The organism is Streptococcus sp. HMSC070B10, assembly GCF_001808665.1.
Classification (GTDB): Bacteria; Bacillota; Bacilli; order Lactobacillales; family Streptococcaceae; genus Streptococcus.
In genome coordinates this window covers 12,768-29,417 of the sequence record NZ_KV794152.1, presented here as the reverse complement: position 1 = coordinate 29,417, position 16,650 = coordinate 12,768, and the positions used below count along the sequence as shown (strand labels likewise).

Genomic DNA, 16,650 nt, shown 5'->3' with positions numbered 1-16,650 from the left:
CTAGCTTCCTAGTTTGCTCTTTGATTTTCATTGACTATAAAATGGTTTTAATTCTTTTTTTCAAATCTGGCACCACTTCTGACTCAAACCAAGGATTTTTGGCCATCCAGATTTGATTTCGCGGCGAGGGGTGAACTAGTGGAAAATAGGTTGGCAAGTAGTTCTGGTAATGTTTTACCCGTTCTGTCACCTTGCCACTGATTTTCTCCTTTAAATAGTAGGCCTGGGCGTACTGGCCAATCAAGAGGGTCAATTGAATATCTGGTAATTCTTGCAAGAGCTGAGAATGCCATTTTTCTGCAAAACCTGCTCGCGGTGGCAGGTCACCTAACTTGCCATGCCCTGGAAAGTAGAAATCCATAGGCAAAACAGCAAAATAACCTGAATTGTAAAAGGTATCTTCATCCACACCTAGCCAGTCCCGCAAACGATCACCACTTTTGTCCTTCCAGTAAAGGCCTGCTTCTTGGGTTTTAAGTCCCGGTGCCTGACCGATGATATTGATGCGAGCAGTCTTTGGCGCTGCAAAGAGAGGCTCGATGCCACGCTTTGTAAAAGTAGCATTCTGCGGATCTGCCATAATAGCCTGCTTGATTCTTTCAATTTGAGACATATGTTTTCCCTCCAAAAAGAAGTCCAAGCATAAAATCTCAGACTTCTATCGTTTTATTTGATCAATTCATAAATAGCTTCGGCGTAGATTGCTGCAGCTCGGAAGAGATCGTCCAAGGCGATAAATTCATTGGCTTGGTGCATGGTGTCAATTGAGTCTGGGAACATAGCACCGTAGGCAACCCCACGTTCGAGCAAACGACCAAAGGTTCCACCACCGATAACTTGTTCATGACCTTGAAGACCAGTTTGTTTTTCATAAACATTCAACAAGGTTTGGACAAGTGGATCTTCCATTGGCACATAGTGAGGGGTGTGACCGTGCTCAGAAAGGCTAACAGAAGCAACTGGCAAGTTTTCAAGGATTGACTTGATTTGTTCTGGACTTGTTCCTTTTGGATAGCGGATGTTAAGGGCAATGGTATTATCAGCACTTGTTTCATCGAAGCGGAAGACACCGGCATTCATAGAAAGGGCACCCATCTTTTCATCCACATGAGCAATCTTGAGATTTTCACCCTCATGGTCGTTCAAGAGAATTTTACCAGCGATGTCAAGGTAGTCTTTAGCTGGACCAGCAAAGTCAAACTGGCTAAGGAAGAGGGCTAGGTAAGTCGCACCATTGACACCTGAAGCAGGCATAGCACCGTGGGCTGATTTACCAATGATCGTCACCTTGTATTGGCCGTTTTCTTCTTGGAGTTCTCCTCTAAGTTTGTGTTCTGCAACAAAGGTATCTAGTTTAGCTTGCAAGTCATCCAAGTCACCTGAAACGACTGCTGTTGCTGATTCAGGTACCATGTTTTCACGCAAACCACCTGTAAAGCTATGAAGACGGGCAGCACCTGCATTTTCACCTGCAAAGTGGAGATATTCTGTAATGTTTCCTTTTTCACCGTTGATGATAGGGAATTCAGCATCTGGAGAGAAACCGAAGTCTGGTTTTGCAAGTCCTACGTGCTCGAAATAGTAGTCCATGTCTGCCCAACCTGATTCTTCATCTGTTCCAACGATGAAACGAACTTTCTTAGAAGTTGGAAGGCCCAACTCTTTGATGATTTTCAAACCATAGTAACAAGCTGTTGTAGGCCCCTTATCATCCGAAGCTCCACGTGCATAGAGGCGACCGTCTTTGATAGTTGGTGTGTAAGGATCTGTGTCCCAACCGCTACCAGCAGGCACCACGTCCATGTGGGCAAAGATTCCGAGAACTTCTTCGCCATCACCAAACTCAAAATGTCCTGCGTAGTTGTCAACATTTTTAGTTGGGTAGCCATCGCGGTCTGCGATTTCAAGGAATTTCTCCAAAGCTTTTACTGGACCAGGTCCAAATGGATGCTGGGCATCCGCCTTGTTGTCATCACGTTCTGAGTTGATTTCTAAAAGGCTAAACAAGTCTGCCAAGAGGTCGTCTTTACGCTTTTCTACTTCTGCTGTAAAATCAATTGCTGTCATTTGTTCTTCTTCCTATCTTTTTTCAATTATTTCATCCACTGGCAAGCGATAGCTTGGTTCTAATTTTTCATCTGTGTAACCCACTGTAATCAAGAGTTCTGGGCGGAAACGGTCTTCGATATCCAAAACTTCGTTGACTTTTGATTTGTCAAATCCAAGAATCATATTTGATCCAATTCCTTGGTCTGTAAGAGCGAGAATCAAGTTCATGGCAACCAAACCTGCATTGAGAGCTAGGTAATCGCTAATCTGTTGTTCATTATAGCGCGCAAATTCAGCGGGTAAGTTCTGCATGAAGTATTGTAGTTGTTCTTCTGAAAAATTCTTTGCCCCACCGACACGGGCAATCTTACGAGCACGTTTTGCTAAGTCCGTATCTGTAAAGAGGGCAATGGTTACAGGCGCTGATGATACTTGCTCAAAGTTTGAACCATAAGCCAACTTCGCCAATTCAGCATTTTTCTCACGAACCACCACAAATTTCCAAGGCTGACTGTTGTGGGCGCTTGGAGCCAAGGTTGCAATTTCGATAGCCGTACGCACATCTTTTGGATCAACAGGCTTATCAGTAAACTGCTTAGTCGCATGACGTTTTTTGTTTAATTCCAGAAATTTCATAATCGATTTCCTTTTCTAATTCTACTGCTTCCATTCTACCATAATTTGAAAGAGCTTGCAGGGATTTTTCATGATTAAGATTTTTTATTACGGCCATAAAAAATATATATTGGTTCATCAGGAACATTTCTGATAAACTAGCAGATAACTTTACATTTGAATGGAGACATTATGAAAAAATTTAGCCTATTATTAGCCATCCTACCATTTTTAGTTGCCTGTGGAAATCAAGCCACACCTAAAGAGACCAGCTCTCAAAAGACAATCGTCGTTGCTACAGCTGGCGATGTGCCGCCATTTGACTACGAAGATAAGGGCAATCTAACAGGCTTCGACATCGAAGTTCTAAAAGCAGTTGATGAAAAACTCAGCGACTACGAGATTCAATTCCAAAGAACTGCCTGGGAGAGTATCTTCCCAGGACTTGATTCTGGTCACTATCAGGCTGCAGCCAATAACTTGAGTTATACAAAAGAGCGTGCTGAAAAATACCTCTACTCACTTCCAATTTCGAACAACCCCCTCGTCCTTGTCAGCAACAAGAAAAATCCTTTGACTTCACTTGACCAAATTGCTGGTAAAACAACGCAAGAGGATACCGGAACTTCAAACGCTCAATTCATCAATAACTGGAATCAAAAACATACTGATAATCCTGCTACTATCGATTTTTCTGGCGAGGATATCGGTAAGCGAATCCTAGACCTCTCTAACGGTGAATTTGATTTCCTAGTCTTTGACAAGGTATCCGTTCAAAAAATCATCAAGGACCGCGGCTTAAATCTCTCAGTCGTTGATTTACCTTCTGCCGATAGCCCCAACAACTATATCGTTTTCTCAAACGACCAAAAAGAGTTTAAAGAGAAATTTGATAAAGCGCTCAAAGAACTCTACCAAGATGGAACCCTTGAAAAACTCAGCAACACCTATCTAGGTGGTTCTTACCTCCCAGATAAATCTCAATTACAATAAGATATATTAAAAACGATTGGGCCAGCCAATCGCTTTTATAGTTTGCATTGGTTATTTTAGGAAACTCTTACAAAAAATCAAAAAATTTCTTCACATCTTCTACATACCCATGCTTTTCTATTAAGCTTGCTAATAGTTCCAGATTGTGCCCCTGATAGTTGTCTTCTCTTCGTAGCTCTTCATACATTTCGATAAAGGGAAGTCCCTTGGACTTGGCCAGTTCTAACTCCGCTTCATAATCATAAGCGACTTTACGAAATAGGATATTTACCAATTCCCCATCTTCAACTTCTATCACGGCATACTGGGCACGGTGATTTTTTAACGCCTCCCAATTAAAATAGGGCATGCCAATCGACCCTGGATTGATGATTTGTTGCCCTTGACTGCCATAACGAAGCAACTGCTTGTGAACATGACCATAGACTGCCACGTCAACTTCATCATCTAGGAGTTTGTCAAATTTCTCTGTATCATTCTCAACTAGCAAGTCACCACCATAGTTCTTATTTGGCAAATTATGAGAGATAGAAAAGCGTAGCCCCTCAACTTCTTTCTTTTCCAGCAAAGGCAAGCTTCGTAACCAGACAATCGTTGCAGGATCCATTCGCTCCATCAAAAACTGGGTCATTCGCATTGATTGGATTTCTTGTGGATGTTCCAAACCATATTCACCATCCAAGGCTTCAAGGACACAATCATCCCAATTGCCTCGAACACTGGCTGTGATAGGAAGGTCCTTTAACAGAGCGACCAAGTCATTTGCGCCTGGACCAGGAAGAAAAATATCTCCCAGAAGCCAATATTCACTGACTCCTTGATTTTTAGCATCTGCAATCACTGCTTCTAGGGCAGTTGTATTGCCATGAATATCTGATAAAATTGCGATTTTATGGTTCATTGTGGTTTCCTTCCGTTTGGTAATCTACTTGTTTTTCCGCTACTTGAGCTAATTCCTCTTCTTCCTGCGGGTTCAACTTTCTTTGCACAGCTTCTGCTACTGCTCTTGGTACTCCAACTTCGACAATCTCATCCACACTGGCTTCCTTGATTTTGGTCAGAGACTTGAAATGCTTCATGAGATTCTGCTTACGTTTAGGCCCCAGACCTTCAATTCCATCCAATTGGGATGAAAAGGAATTTTTGGAGCGCAGTTGGCGGTGGAAGGTGATGGCAAAGCGGTGCACCTCATCTTGAATGCGTTGGAGGAGGAAGAATTCCTTAGAATTGCGAGACAACTCCACCACCTCAAGCGGATTTCCAAAGAGCAATTCATGTGTTTGATGTTTGTCATTCTTTTGCAGACCTGCAATAGGGATATCCAAGCCCAGTTCCTCTTGAATGACTTGCTTGGCGATATTGACTTGACCCTGTCCTCCATCAATGACAATCAAATCTGGAGGAGTCAAAGCCTCACGCTGTACTCGACCATAGCGCCTACGAATGACTTCTCTCATACTGGCATAGTCATCTGGCCCAACAACGGTTTTTATCTTGTACTTACGATAATCCTTCTTACTTGGTTTGCCATTGACAAAGACCACCATAGCCGAAACAGGGCTGGTCCCCATGATATTGGAATTATCGAAGGACTCAATGCGGACTGGGGTCGGGATTTGAAGCAAACGTCCTAGATTTTCAATAGCCCCTTGGGTCTTTTCGACAGATTTTTCTAGCAGATTGAACTTCTGCTCCAGACTGACACGTGCATTCTTTATAGCCAGATTGACCAGTTGTTTTTTCTCTCCACGCTGGGGTTTGAGAATCTTGGTATCCACCAAGGCCTTGACAGCTTCTTCGTCAATATCCTGCGGAATCAATACTTCATTGGGAACTAGATGAGATTTTTCTTGATAAAATTGTCCCACATAGGTTAGAAAGTCCTCGTCCGGATCATTATAATAAGGGAAAAGATTGACATCCCGCTCGATGAGCTTGCCCTGACGGACAAAGAAAACCTGAACACACATCCATCCCTTGTCCACATAGTAGCCAAAGACATCCCGATTTTGGAGATCCTTAGCCATGACCCGCTGCTTGGTTCGAAGCGTTCCAATAGCTTGAATTAGGTCACGGTATTCTGCCGCACGTTCAAACTCCATAGTCTGGGCTGCCGTTGCCATCTTTCCCTTGAGGTCATCAATAATTTTGTCATCCTGCCCTTTTAGAAAATCAGAAACCTCCTGAGCCATGGACTTGAAATAGGCCTCATCCTTCTTACAGATAGTGTGGGCCATGCACTGGCCGATATGGTAGTAAAAACAGACCTTAGACGGTGGATTGGTACACTTGCGAAAAGGGAAAATCCGATCCAGTAGTCGCTTGATTTCATTGGCTGCCCCCACATCTGGATAAGGTCCAAAGTAGAGACCGCCGTCCTTTTTGACCTGACGGGTAATAATCAAACGAGGATAGCGCTCATTGGTGATTTTGATGAAAGGATAGGACTTGTCATCCTTGAGCATGATATTGTATTTAGGCTTATTTTCCTTGATCAGATTAATTTCTAGGAGAAGTGCCTCAATATTGGACTCCGTAACGATAAATTCAAAATCCACAATTTCAGATACCAGAGCCTCTGTCTTAGTATCATGACTTCCACGGAAATAGGACCTCACGCGATTACGCAGATTTTTAGCTTTTCCTACATAGATAATCGTACCGTTTTTATCCTTGTGAATGTAGCAACCAGGGCTGGTCGGCAAGAGCTCTAGTTTTGATTTAATCAAGTTATTCATAGTTCCATTATAGCAAAAAAGTAGGGAAAGATAGTCCCCTACTCATTGATCTCATATATTTTTCGGAGGTTTGTAACATCTTCTTCCTGGATACCATAAAAGGAACCTGCTGGTTGCATCACAGACTTCTCATCTGTATGGTCCAAGCCAATCGCATGCCCCAACTCATGTTCTGCCGTATGGACAATACGCTCATAGGAATAGCCATAGTTAGGATTGGACAGATAATAGTGATTCAGACGCACCGTTACAGACAAGAATTGACCCGTCAAGAGATTGGTCTGACTTTCTGCCTCTCCTGCCACAGGAGTGCCTCCGTCATTCATCTCCGTAGCCATAATATCTGCCTTGCTAGACTCGGTGACAACTTTAAAGTTAAAAGCACCAGTTTGATTCCAGTTCTGAATCGCTTCTAAATACGCCTCTTGAAATCCTGAATCCATCTGAGGATCTAGGTAAATACGAGCTGAAGCCTGCGGCCACCTTCCCTCAGAGTGTTGATGGCTATCTGTCTGGTTCAACTTAGGCAGTTGCCCTGTTTTTCCCCATTGGCCGATACTTTGTTGACCAATCTTTACTGACCGCTCTGCTTGCTTTAGCGCTCCTTGAAAATCCCCGTTCAGATACCAGAGAAGTCCGAAAGCAAGAGCACATAAGAGCACGGCTATCCAAACTAGGCGCCAAAACAAACGCCACAAAAAAGAAAAGAAAGCCCCTATCAAACGAAAAATCCAGCGCATGTCTCTCCACCTTTCTAGCAAATAAAGACTATTTTACTAAAACAAGCTGAAAGAAAGCTAAATTATGACAATCTCTCTTCTAATTTGAAGTCAATTGGCAGGGTTGCTAAAAAACGTTCCAATTGTTTTTCCCAGTAGTACCACTCGTGAGTTCCAGCGCTATGGCTATAGGTCACATCAAATCCAAGTTTTTTGAGATTTTTCACTGAGAGATTATTGGCTTCATACAAGAAATCCTGCTCGCCACACCAAGCCCAAAGCTTGGTCTTTTTGTCCGATTTTTTAGCCAGACTTTCTAGAGAATAGGGGCTAGCTGTCCAATCTTTAATATCTCCAAACACACCTCTCCAGTAAGCTGGTGTCCCCAGATTTTGGCTTTCAGGAGAAAAATCTTGAAAACTAAGGGCACCTGAAAAGCTAGCTGCATGAGAAAAACGATTTGTAGCAAGAGCCAGTTTGAAGCAGCCGTAGCCTCCCATGGAAAGACCAGCGATAAAGGTCTTTTCACGCTTGCTGGTCATATTAGGGAAGAAGCGTTTCAGAACCTGTGGCAATTCCTCTGCTAGAGCTGTGTAGTAGTCAAAACCATATTGGGTATCGGTATACCAACCGTTGCTGGTATTGGGCATAACAACGATGAGATTGGTTCCTCGAAGTAAGCGTTCTACGTTGGTCCGCTTGAGCCAACTATTATGATTACCAGACATCCCGTGCAAGAGGTACAAGACTGGAATGTCTTTACAATCTGGCTCTTCCACTCGATTAGCATCAGGATAGAGGACATTCACTCCCCATTCCATATCCAAAACTTGTGAGTAATACTCGATTTTCATTACTGCCATAATTTTTCCTCTATTTTTCTATAAGAAAAAGCCGACATTCGACTTTCTCTCTGTTTATTTCAACGATTATTTTGCTTCCATGACTACTGGTAAAATAGCTGGACGACGCTTGGTTTGATCAAAGAGATACTTGGTCAGATTATCCCGAACCTTCCCTTTAAGATCTGCCCAGTCAAAGTCATCTCCTTGAAGATAGTCTTCTACCGTTTGGTTAATCAATTCTGAACTTTCACGGAGAATATCGCGACTCTTCTTGAGATAAACAAATCCACGCGTGTGAACACGAGCCTTGGCCACAATTTTCTTCTCACGACGGTTAACGGTGATTGCTACAATGAAGATACCATCCTCTGACAAGACCTTACGGTCACGAAGAACCACATTTCCAACATCACCAATGGCATTCCCGTCAATCAAAACATCGCCTGCCGAAACTGCGCCAGCTGGAACAAAGTCTCCATTCTCATAAGCCATACTGGTTCCCTTTTTAGGGATGAAAATGCGTTCTGGCAACATCCCAACTGCCATAGCAGCCTTAGCATGAGCATCTAACTCACGGTATTCCCCTTGAATCGGGAAGAGATACTTGGGTTGCAAGAGGTTGATCATCAACTGCAAATCACGCGCATTTCCGTGACCTGACACGCGCAAGCTTTGGGTGATCAGTTTGACAACCCCACCAGCTTGGTAAATCATATTTTCCACACGCGCCATGACTGCTTCTTTGGCGATAGACGGAGTGGTTACGATATAGACTAGGTCACCGTCCTTGATTTCCACATAACGGTGACGACCAATCGACATCTTGCGAAGACCGTTGATAGGCTCACCCATACGACCTGTCTCAAGGATAATCAACTCATGGTCTTCAAAGCGAGACATATCTTTTGGCTTAATCAAAAGACTCTCGTTAGCTAGAGACAATTTCTTAAGGCGAATAGCAGTACGGACGATATTTTCAATATCGAATCCTGTCAAGACCACACGACGACCTGTTGCATCCGCAGCGTCAAACACCTGCTGGATACGAGAGAGGTTGCTGGCTACTGCTGCAACAATGATACGACCATCCCAGTCCGAAATGGTTTGAGTGATCTCGTCCCCAACTTCACTTTCGCTAGCCACTTGGATATTGCTATCTGCATTTGCTGAATCGCTAAGAAGAGCTAGAACTCCATCACGACCGATTTCTGCCAAACGAGCGAAGTCTGTCGCATAGGATTCACTAGCCGTCTGGTCAAATTTGAAGTCACCTGTATAAACGATGCTCCCTTCAGCTGTCTTCAAGACAACACCCAGACTTTCTGGGATAGAGTGGGTTGTACGGAAGAAGGACACCACAGTCCCTCCAAAATCAATCTCCGTATCCTCATCAATGACATGGAAATCATTGAATTTCTTAACCGCATCATTTCCTTTGACAAAGAGTTTGGCCAACTCAATGGTCAGCTCAGACCCAAATACAGGTACCTTGGCTTCAGCCAAGAGATAAGGCAGAGCACCAATGGCATCCGCATGACCATGGGTCAAAAAGACGCCAGCGATACGGTCGCTATTTTCAAAAAGGTAGTCCATATTGGGAATGACCACGTCCACCCCTAGTTGTTCATTTTCAGGGTATTTCAGACCTGCATCCAAAACGAAAATAGACCCATCGATTTCAGCGATATACATATTTTTCCCGTTTTCACGTACACCACCAAGTGTTGTTAAACTGATATTACTCATTTTTCCTCCGAAAGCTTAGTTTATCTTGATTATAGGGTTGCTTACCCTCTTATTCTAAAAGCACTACTTTTAGCCGAATCTTTTCCTACCATTATACCATTTTTTTAATGATTTTCAAAATGAAGATTTGTTTTCAAAAAAGAGCTGGTTTCCCAACTCTTTCCTATGATCTACTCTTTTTCCATTAAAAAGTCATAAATTTCTTGCACAGTTCCTAATGCCATCATTTCTTGGTCTTTGACGGTTTGTTTGAGATTTTGGTAAATTTGACTTTCTCCGATTTCCCGCTTTGGTGCCTCTTTATTGACTGTCATGACACCATCTTTGATGGTCACAAAGCCTAGCTCTTCAAATACTTGAATCATCTTAACCAGCAAGATTTGTTGGATATTAAGATAAGCTGCCAAATCCTTCAGCTTGTAGCGAATATCAAACTCTGGAAACTGGTAGATGGTCTTGTACAATTTTGCAAACTGCTCTCTAGTCCCATACCCTGTCAGATAGTAGGCCTTATCAATATCATTTTTGAAATAGACAGCAGAGAAATTCTGTTCCTGAAAAATGGTCTTCAGCTGAGTAATATCCTCAGGAATGGTTTTTACAACCACAGCATCACTAGCCGCCAAATTTGGCAATTCTCCAGCAAAATCTAAGACTGGAACCCCTTCTGGCAAGACTGCATTCTTCCCACGGATGTTAAAGAGTTGAACACCCTCCACACGCGCATCCACCATCATCAACTGCAGGGCAGTTTGGCCATTCCATTGGTTGACAGACAATTTGACTGCCAGCTCTAGATTCTTGGTTTGAGCAAATTCTGTTGCCCATCTACCTTGTCCGAAGGCCACCACTTCAAAACTCGCCTCACCTTTGGAAATTTTCAACTTGAGATGGGCATTGCCTGCCCCCATAGTACGGGCACTTTCGACCTGAAAATTCTTGATATAAAAGACAGGTTTCTGATTGTCCATTCCAAAGGGAGCTAAACGTTCAAAACTTTTGACCGTTTCTAAGCTAAGTGTCTCCAAATCCAGTTCTTCATCTAGATTTAACTTGTTCTTGCCACCAGCATCCGCTCCTTTTTCACGGACATAATCTTCCAAAACCTGAGATAAATCTGAGAGTTTCTCCACTTCCAGCGTCATTCCTGCTGCGCCAGCATGGCCACCAAATGCGATGAAGAGGTCTCGATGAGGATCCAGAGACTCAAAAATATCGACCGCTTCCACACTACGAGCACTACCCTTGGCACGACCTTCCTCTATATTGAGAACGATAACTGTCTGCCCTAGTTCTTCCAACAAACGACCAGCCACGATTCCTAGAACCCCAGGATTCCAGCCCTCCTTGGCCAAGACTTGAACCTTCTTCTCAGGATCCACCATGATCTTAGCTTCTTCATAGATAGACTGGACGATTTCCTTGCGCTCTTCGTTTTTCTGACGAATCATGAGAGCAATCTCGTGAGCTTCCTCATCATCAAAGCCAGTCAACAAATCAATGGCAGGATTGGGATCATCCAAGCGGCCCAAGGCATTCAAACGAGGGGCAATCTGAAAACCAACCGTTTCTTCTGTTACTTCATTTGCGGCAATTCCAGCCATGTCCAACATTTCTTGTAAACCAATGCGCTGAGTATGACCCAACATTTCCAGACCATATTGAACTAAGATACGGTTTTCATCCGTCAAACTCACCATATCTGCAATAGTTCCGATAGCGACCAAATCAAGCAATTCCACTTGTACTTCTTCTAAAAGGGCACAAGCCAGCTTAAAAGCTACTCCACAACCAGCCAAATATTTGAAAGGATAGTTCGCATCCGGATGTTCAGGGTGAACGATGGCATAGGCATCAGGCAGGGTTTCAGGCATGGAATGATGGTCAGTCACAATGACATCTACTCCCATAGACTGGGCCAATTCAATAGCCTCATGACCAGCAACTCCATTATCCACCGTCACAATCAAGGAAATTCCTTCTTGCTCGATAAAATATTTGTAAACACTGGCATTAGGTCCATAACCGTCGGTAAAACGATTGGGAAGATAAACTCGGCACTCGGCACCAAGCTGTTCCAAACTTTCCTTAACAATCGAAGCCGAAGTCATACCATCCGCATCATAATCACCGTAAACGAGGATATTTTCCCCTTCTTCAATAGCCTGACGAATCCGTTCCACTGCCTTATCCATATCATGGAGCAGATAAGGGTCGTGCAAGTCCTCCAAGGAAGGTTCTAAAAACTTCTTCAGACTTTCTTGGTTCTGAATCCCTCTTTCAAATAATAACCGAGCCACCTCAGGACCCAGTCCAGCCTTCTTGGCTATCTTTGTAAAATCCGCATCTTCTACCTGCGGGGCAAACTGCCATTCATAAGTAGGTGTTATCAAAAAGACATCCACTCTTTCTAAGAATTCTATTGCTTCATTATAACATGATTTAGGCTTTTTCTCTATCCTGATTGCTTTCTACAAAAATTTTACTAATTTTTTTCTGATATGATTTGACAAGAAAAATCTTTTGGTGTAGAATCATGTTATAAAATCTAACACAAAGGAGATTCCTTATGGCTTTAGTAGAATTTGAACACGTCGAAAAATATTACGGAGACTACCACGCACTCCGCGACATCAATCTCCATTTTGAAAAAGGGCAAGTCGTTGTCCTCCTTGGACCTTCTGGTTCTGGGAAGTCCACTCTTATCCGTACGATTAATGGTTTAGAGGCTATCGACAAAGGCAGTCTTCTAGTAAATGGTCACCAAGTTGCTGGTGCTAGCCAGAAAGATTTAGTGCCTCTACGTAAGGAAGTCGGCATGGTTTTCCAACATTTTAACCTCTATCCGCATAAAACAGTGTTAGAAAACGTAACACTTGCTCCCATAAAAGTTCTAGGAATTGATAAAAAAGAAGCTGAAAAGACAGCCCAAAAATATCTGGAATTTGTAAATATGTGGGACAAGAAAGATTCTTATCCAGCCATGCTTTCTGGTGGACAAAAACAACGAATCGCCATCGCACGTGGACTCGCTATGCATCCGGAGCTCCTCCTCTTCGATGAACCAACATCTGCCCTTGACCCTGAAACCATCGGTGACGTTCTGGCAGTTATGCAAAAATTGGCCCACGAGGGTATGAATATGATTGTCGTTACCCATGAAATGGGCTTCGCCCGTGAAGTTGCTGACCGAATCATCTTTATGGCTGACGGAGAGGTTTTAGTAGATACGACCGATGTCGATGACTTTTTCGACAATCCAAGCGAACCTCGTGCTCAACAATTCCTCAGCAAAATTATCAACCACGAAAGTGACAAAGTCAAATAAGGAGGCGCCTATGAAAAAGAAATTCTTTTTATCAGCAATATTGATTAGCCTTTTCGGCCTTGCTGCTGCAAAACCAGTCCTGGCTGATACCAGTGTCGCAGACATTCAAAAGAGAGGCGAGCTAGTTGTCGGTGTGAAACAAGACGTTCCCAATTTTGGCTACAAGGATCCTAAGACAGGGACCTATTCTGGTATCGAAACCGACTTGGCCAAGATGGTAGCTGATGAGCTCAAGGTTAAGGTTCGTTATGTGCCTGTTACCGCTCAAACCCGTGGACCCCTTCTAGACAATGAACAAGTCGATATGGATATCGCAACCTTTACCATCACAGACGAACGTAAAAAACTCTACAACTTCACCAGCCCTTACTACACAGATGCTTCTGGCTTTTTGGTCAATAAGTCTGCCAAAATCAAAAGCATTGAGGACCTAAACGGAAAAACCATCGGTGTTGCCCAAGGTTCCATTACTCAACGCTTGATTACCGAACTAGGTAAAAAGAAAGGCTTGACCTTTAAATTCGTCGAACTTGGTTCCTACCCAGAATTGATTACTTCCCTTCATGCTCACCGTATTGATGCCTTTTCCGTTGACCGCTCTATCCTATCTGGTTATATCAGTAAACGAACAGAACTGCTAGATGATAGTTTCAAGCCATCTGACTACGGTATCGTTACCAAGAAATCAAATACAGAGCTCAACGACTATCTTGATAACTTGGTTACTAAATGGAGCAAGGATGGTAGTTTGCAAAAACTTTATGACCGCTACAAGCTGAAACCATCTAGCCATACTGCAGATTAAGGAGGACACCCTATGGATTTATCATCTTGGACAGCCTATTTTCAGGATTTTGGACAATTTTTCAATGGATTCCTCTTCACTCTTGCCCTAGCGATCGGATCCTTTATCCTAGCCATGGTCTTAGGCATCTTCTTTGGAGCCATGTCGACCAGTAAACGTCCAATTTTGAGAATTTTGGCTCGCATCTTTGTTGAATTTTACCAAAACACTCCCCTCTTGGTGCAGTTTGTCATCGTTTTTTATGGCCTACCTCTTATCAGTGACCACACCATCATGATTCCGATTTATTGGACAGCTGTTCTCTGTGTAGGGCTCTATCACGGTGCCTATATCGCTGAGGTTATTCGCTCAGGTATTCAGTCTATTCCTAGCGGTCAGATGGAAGCCGCCTTGTCGCAAGGTTTTACCTATATCAGTGCTATGCGTTTGATTATCTTGCCTCAGGCTTTCCGTATCATTCTCCCACCTTTGACCAACCAAATCGTCAACCTCATCAAGAATACCTCTACAGTCGCTATCATCTCTGGAGTCGACTTGATGTTTGTGACCAAGTCTTGGTCAGCTCTTAACGGAAACTACATTCCAGCCTTTCTAGGCGCTGCCCTGCTCTACTTTTCTCTATGCTTCCCTGTTGCCCAGTTTGGTCGCAAGATGGAGCAAGCCAACAAAAAAGCCTATTCACTTTAGGAGGTTACTATGGAATCCATTTTAGAAGTTTTGACCCCAGATAACCTAGTCTTTATCTTTAAAGGATTTGGCTTGACCCTCTACATTTCTCTGATTGCCATCGTCCTCTCTACCCTTATCGGAACGGTGCTAGCCGTCATGAGAAATGGCAAAAATCCTGTCTTACGAATCATCTCCAGCATTTACATCGAGTTTGTGCGTAACGTTCCCAACCTCCTCTGGATTTTCACCATCTTTTTGGTTTTCAAGATGAAGTCAACACCAGCAGGAATCACTGCCTTCACCCTCTTTACATCAGCAGCCCTAGCTGAGATTATCCGAGGTGGCCTCAATGCCGTAGACAAGGGACAGTACGAAGCAGGAATGTCGCAAGGATTCACCTCAGCCCAAATCCTCTACCACATCATTCTCCCACAAGCTATTCGTAAAATGCTACCAGCCATCATTTCTCAGTTTGTTACCGTGATTAAGGATACCAGCCTCCTCTACTCTGTTATCGCCCTACAAGAACTCTTTGGAGCCAGCCAAATTCTCATGGGCCGTTATTTTGAACCAGAGCAAGTCTTCAGTCTTTATATTCTGATTGCCCTCATCTACTTCAGCTTTAACCTAACAATTTCTAGCCTGTCTCATATGCTAGCAAAACGTTGGCAACAAGCCGCAGAATAATACTCTTCGAAAATCAAATTCAAACCACGTCAGCGTCGCCTTACCGTACTCAAGTACAACCTGCGGCTAGCTTCCTAGTTTGCTCTTTGATTTTCATTGAGTATAAACAGCAACTCTCCAGTTAAATTGGAGAGTTTTTTTGATGATAGTAGATATTTATAGACCTCAATTTGACACCATACTTTTTCTATGATAAAATGTAACAAATTTGTTTACAACAAATCGAAAGCTAAATGAAATGGAATTTTCTATGAAATCACTCAAAGGACTACTCTTTATCATAGCTAGTTTTGTCTTGACTATTTTGACTTGGATGAACACTTCTCCCCAATTCATGATTCCAGGACTAGCTTTAACAAGCCTATCTCTGACTTTTATCCTAGCCACTCGTCTCCCACTACTAGAAAACTGGTTTCACGGTTTGGAGAAGGTCTACACTGTCCACAAATTCACAGCCTTTCTCTCCATCATCCTACTCATCTTTCATAACTTCAGTATGGGCGGTTTGTGGGGCTCTCGTTTAGCTGCTCAATTTGGCAACCTTGCCATCTATATCTTTGTCAGTATCATCCTTGTCGCCTATTTAGGCAAATACATCCAATACGAAGCTTGGCGATGGATTCACCGCCTGGTTTACCTAGCCTATATTTTTGGACTCTTTCATGTCTACATGATGATGGGCAATCGTCTCCTTACATTTAATCTTCTAAGTTTTCTTGTTGGTAGCTATGCCCTATTAGGATTACTGGCTGGTTTTTATATCATCTTCCTTTATCAAAAGATTTCCTTCCCCTATCTAGGGAAAATTACCAATCTCAAACGATTAAATCACGATACTAGAGAAATTCAAATCCATCTTAGCAGACCTTTCAACTATCAAGCAGGACAATTTGCCTTCCTAAAGATTTTCCAAGAAGGTTTTGAAAGTGCTCCGCATCCCTTTTCTATCTCAGGGGGTCATGGTCAAACTCTTTACTTTACTGTTAAAAATTCAGGTGACCATACCAAGAATATCTATGATAATCTTCAAGTCGGCAGCAAAGTAAGCGTAGACAGAGCATACGGACACATGATTATAGAAGAAGGACGAGAAAATCAGGTTTGGATTGCTGGAGGTATTGGGATTACCCCCTTTATCTCTTACATCCGTGAACATCCTATTTTAGATAAACAGGTTCACTTCTACTATAGCTTCCGTGGTGAGGAAAATGCAGTCTATCTAGATTTACTCCGTGACTATGCTCAGAAAAACCCTAATTTTGAACTCCATCTAGTAGACAGTAGGAAAGACGGCTATCTTAATTTTGAACAAAAAGAAGTACCCAAACATGCAAGCGTCTATATGTGTGGTCCTCTTTCTATGATGAAGTCACTTGCCAAACAGATTAAGAAACAAAATCCAAAAACAGAGCTTATATACGAAGGATTCAAATTCAAATAATTACTCATACTCTCC

The 16,650-nt window shown here is 42.8% G+C and carries 15 protein-coding genes; 6 read left to right on the top strand and 9 right to left on the bottom strand.

The annotated features are described in order from the left end of the window. Window positions 1-34 precede the first annotated feature (34 nt). The 3 genes from HMPREF2613_RS01710 to HMPREF2613_RS01700 are packed head-to-tail and all read right to left on the bottom strand — an operon-like array spanning window position 35 to window position 2,685. Window positions 35-613 (bottom strand): uracil-DNA glycosylase family protein, encoded by a 579-nt coding sequence (locus tag HMPREF2613_RS01710; protein WP_070478538.1) that lies wholly within the window; start codon window positions 611-613, stop codon window positions 35-37. A 53-nt stretch (window positions 614-666) separates the two neighbouring features. Then, window positions 667-2,067 carry a dipeptidase PepV gene (gene pepV / locus HMPREF2613_RS01705; RefSeq protein ID WP_070478536.1) on the bottom strand — a complete coding sequence of 467 codons (1,401 nt, stop codon included), beginning with the start codon at window positions 2,065-2,067 and terminating at the stop codon, window positions 667-669. Window positions 2,068-2,079: 12 nt separating this feature from the next. Then, window positions 2,080-2,685 carry a nitroreductase family protein gene (locus tag HMPREF2613_RS01700; RefSeq protein ID WP_070478535.1) on the bottom strand — a complete coding sequence of 202 codons (606 nt, stop codon included), beginning with the start codon at window positions 2,683-2,685 and terminating at the stop codon, window positions 2,080-2,082. Window positions 2,686-2,856: 171 nt separating this feature from the next. Here HMPREF2613_RS01700 and HMPREF2613_RS01695 point away from each other — a divergent pair, with 171 nt between their 5' ends. Next, entirely contained in the window at window positions 2,857-3,657 is an 801-nt protein-coding gene (locus HMPREF2613_RS01695) for an amino acid ABC transporter substrate-binding protein (RefSeq protein ID WP_070478533.1), read from the top strand. 67 nt (window positions 3,658-3,724) lie between these two features. Here the strand turns inward: HMPREF2613_RS01695 and HMPREF2613_RS01690 are convergent, their stop codons facing one another. The 6 genes from HMPREF2613_RS01690 to recJ form a co-directional block, all read right to left on the bottom strand. Further along, window positions 3,725-4,558 (bottom strand): metallophosphoesterase family protein, encoded by an 834-nt coding sequence (locus HMPREF2613_RS01690; RefSeq protein ID WP_070478531.1) that lies wholly within the window; start codon window positions 4,556-4,558, stop codon window positions 3,725-3,727. Further along, a complete protein-coding gene (uvrC, locus tag HMPREF2613_RS01685; RefSeq protein WP_070478529.1) occupies window positions 4,548-6,395 on the bottom strand; it encodes an excinuclease ABC subunit UvrC in 1,848 nt (615 codons plus the stop codon). Before uvrC ends, HMPREF2613_RS01690 begins: the two co-directional genes overlap by 11 nt. Before the next feature lie 38 nt (window positions 6,396-6,433). Beyond that, window positions 6,434-7,135: a M57 family metalloprotease gene (locus HMPREF2613_RS01680; protein ID WP_070478527.1), complete on the bottom strand. Its 702-nt coding sequence runs from the start codon at window positions 7,133-7,135 to the stop codon at window positions 6,434-6,436. A gap of 62 nt (window positions 7,136-7,197) precedes the next feature. After that, window positions 7,198-7,977, bottom strand: coding sequence for an alpha/beta hydrolase (locus tag HMPREF2613_RS01675; RefSeq protein ID WP_070478525.1), 780 nt, complete (start codon window positions 7,975-7,977; stop codon window positions 7,198-7,200). A 66-nt stretch (window positions 7,978-8,043) separates the two neighbouring features. Next, window positions 8,044-9,705, bottom strand: a complete 1,662-nt coding sequence (locus HMPREF2613_RS01670) for a ribonuclease J (protein ID WP_070478522.1) — start codon at window positions 9,703-9,705, stop codon at window positions 8,044-8,046. Between the two features lie 170 nt (window positions 9,706-9,875). After that, complete coding sequence (gene recJ / locus HMPREF2613_RS01665) at window positions 9,876-12,098, bottom strand: single-stranded-DNA-specific exonuclease RecJ (protein ID WP_070479370.1); 2,223 nt, start codon at window positions 12,096-12,098, stop codon at window positions 9,876-9,878. A 176-nt stretch (window positions 12,099-12,274) separates the two neighbouring features. Here recJ and HMPREF2613_RS01660 point away from each other — a divergent pair, with 176 nt between their 5' ends. The 5 genes from HMPREF2613_RS01660 to HMPREF2613_RS01640 all read left to right on the top strand — a co-directional run bounded on the left by HMPREF2613_RS01660 (window position 12,275) and on the right by HMPREF2613_RS01640 (window position 16,635). Continuing rightward, window positions 12,275-13,033, top strand: a complete 759-nt coding sequence (locus HMPREF2613_RS01660; RefSeq protein ID WP_070478520.1) for an amino acid ABC transporter ATP-binding protein — start codon at window positions 12,275-12,277, stop codon at window positions 13,031-13,033. Between the two features lie 10 nt (window positions 13,034-13,043). Then, window positions 13,044-13,838 carry a transporter substrate-binding domain-containing protein gene (locus HMPREF2613_RS01655; protein WP_083279189.1) on the top strand — a complete coding sequence of 265 codons (795 nt, stop codon included), beginning with the start codon at window positions 13,044-13,046 and terminating at the stop codon, window positions 13,836-13,838. A 12-nt stretch (window positions 13,839-13,850) separates the two neighbouring features. Beyond that, window positions 13,851-14,525: an amino acid ABC transporter permease gene (locus HMPREF2613_RS01650; RefSeq protein ID WP_070478518.1), complete on the top strand. Its 675-nt coding sequence runs from the start codon at window positions 13,851-13,853 to the stop codon at window positions 14,523-14,525. Window positions 14,526-14,534: 9 nt separating this feature from the next. Next, window positions 14,535-15,194, top strand: a complete 660-nt coding sequence (locus HMPREF2613_RS01645) for an amino acid ABC transporter permease (protein WP_070478516.1) — start codon at window positions 14,535-14,537, stop codon at window positions 15,192-15,194. Between the two features lie 250 nt (window positions 15,195-15,444). Continuing rightward, window positions 15,445-16,635 (top strand): ferredoxin reductase family protein, encoded by a 1,191-nt coding sequence (locus HMPREF2613_RS01640; protein ID WP_070478514.1) that lies wholly within the window; start codon window positions 15,445-15,447, stop codon window positions 16,633-16,635. Window positions 16,636-16,650: the final 15 nt, after the last annotated feature.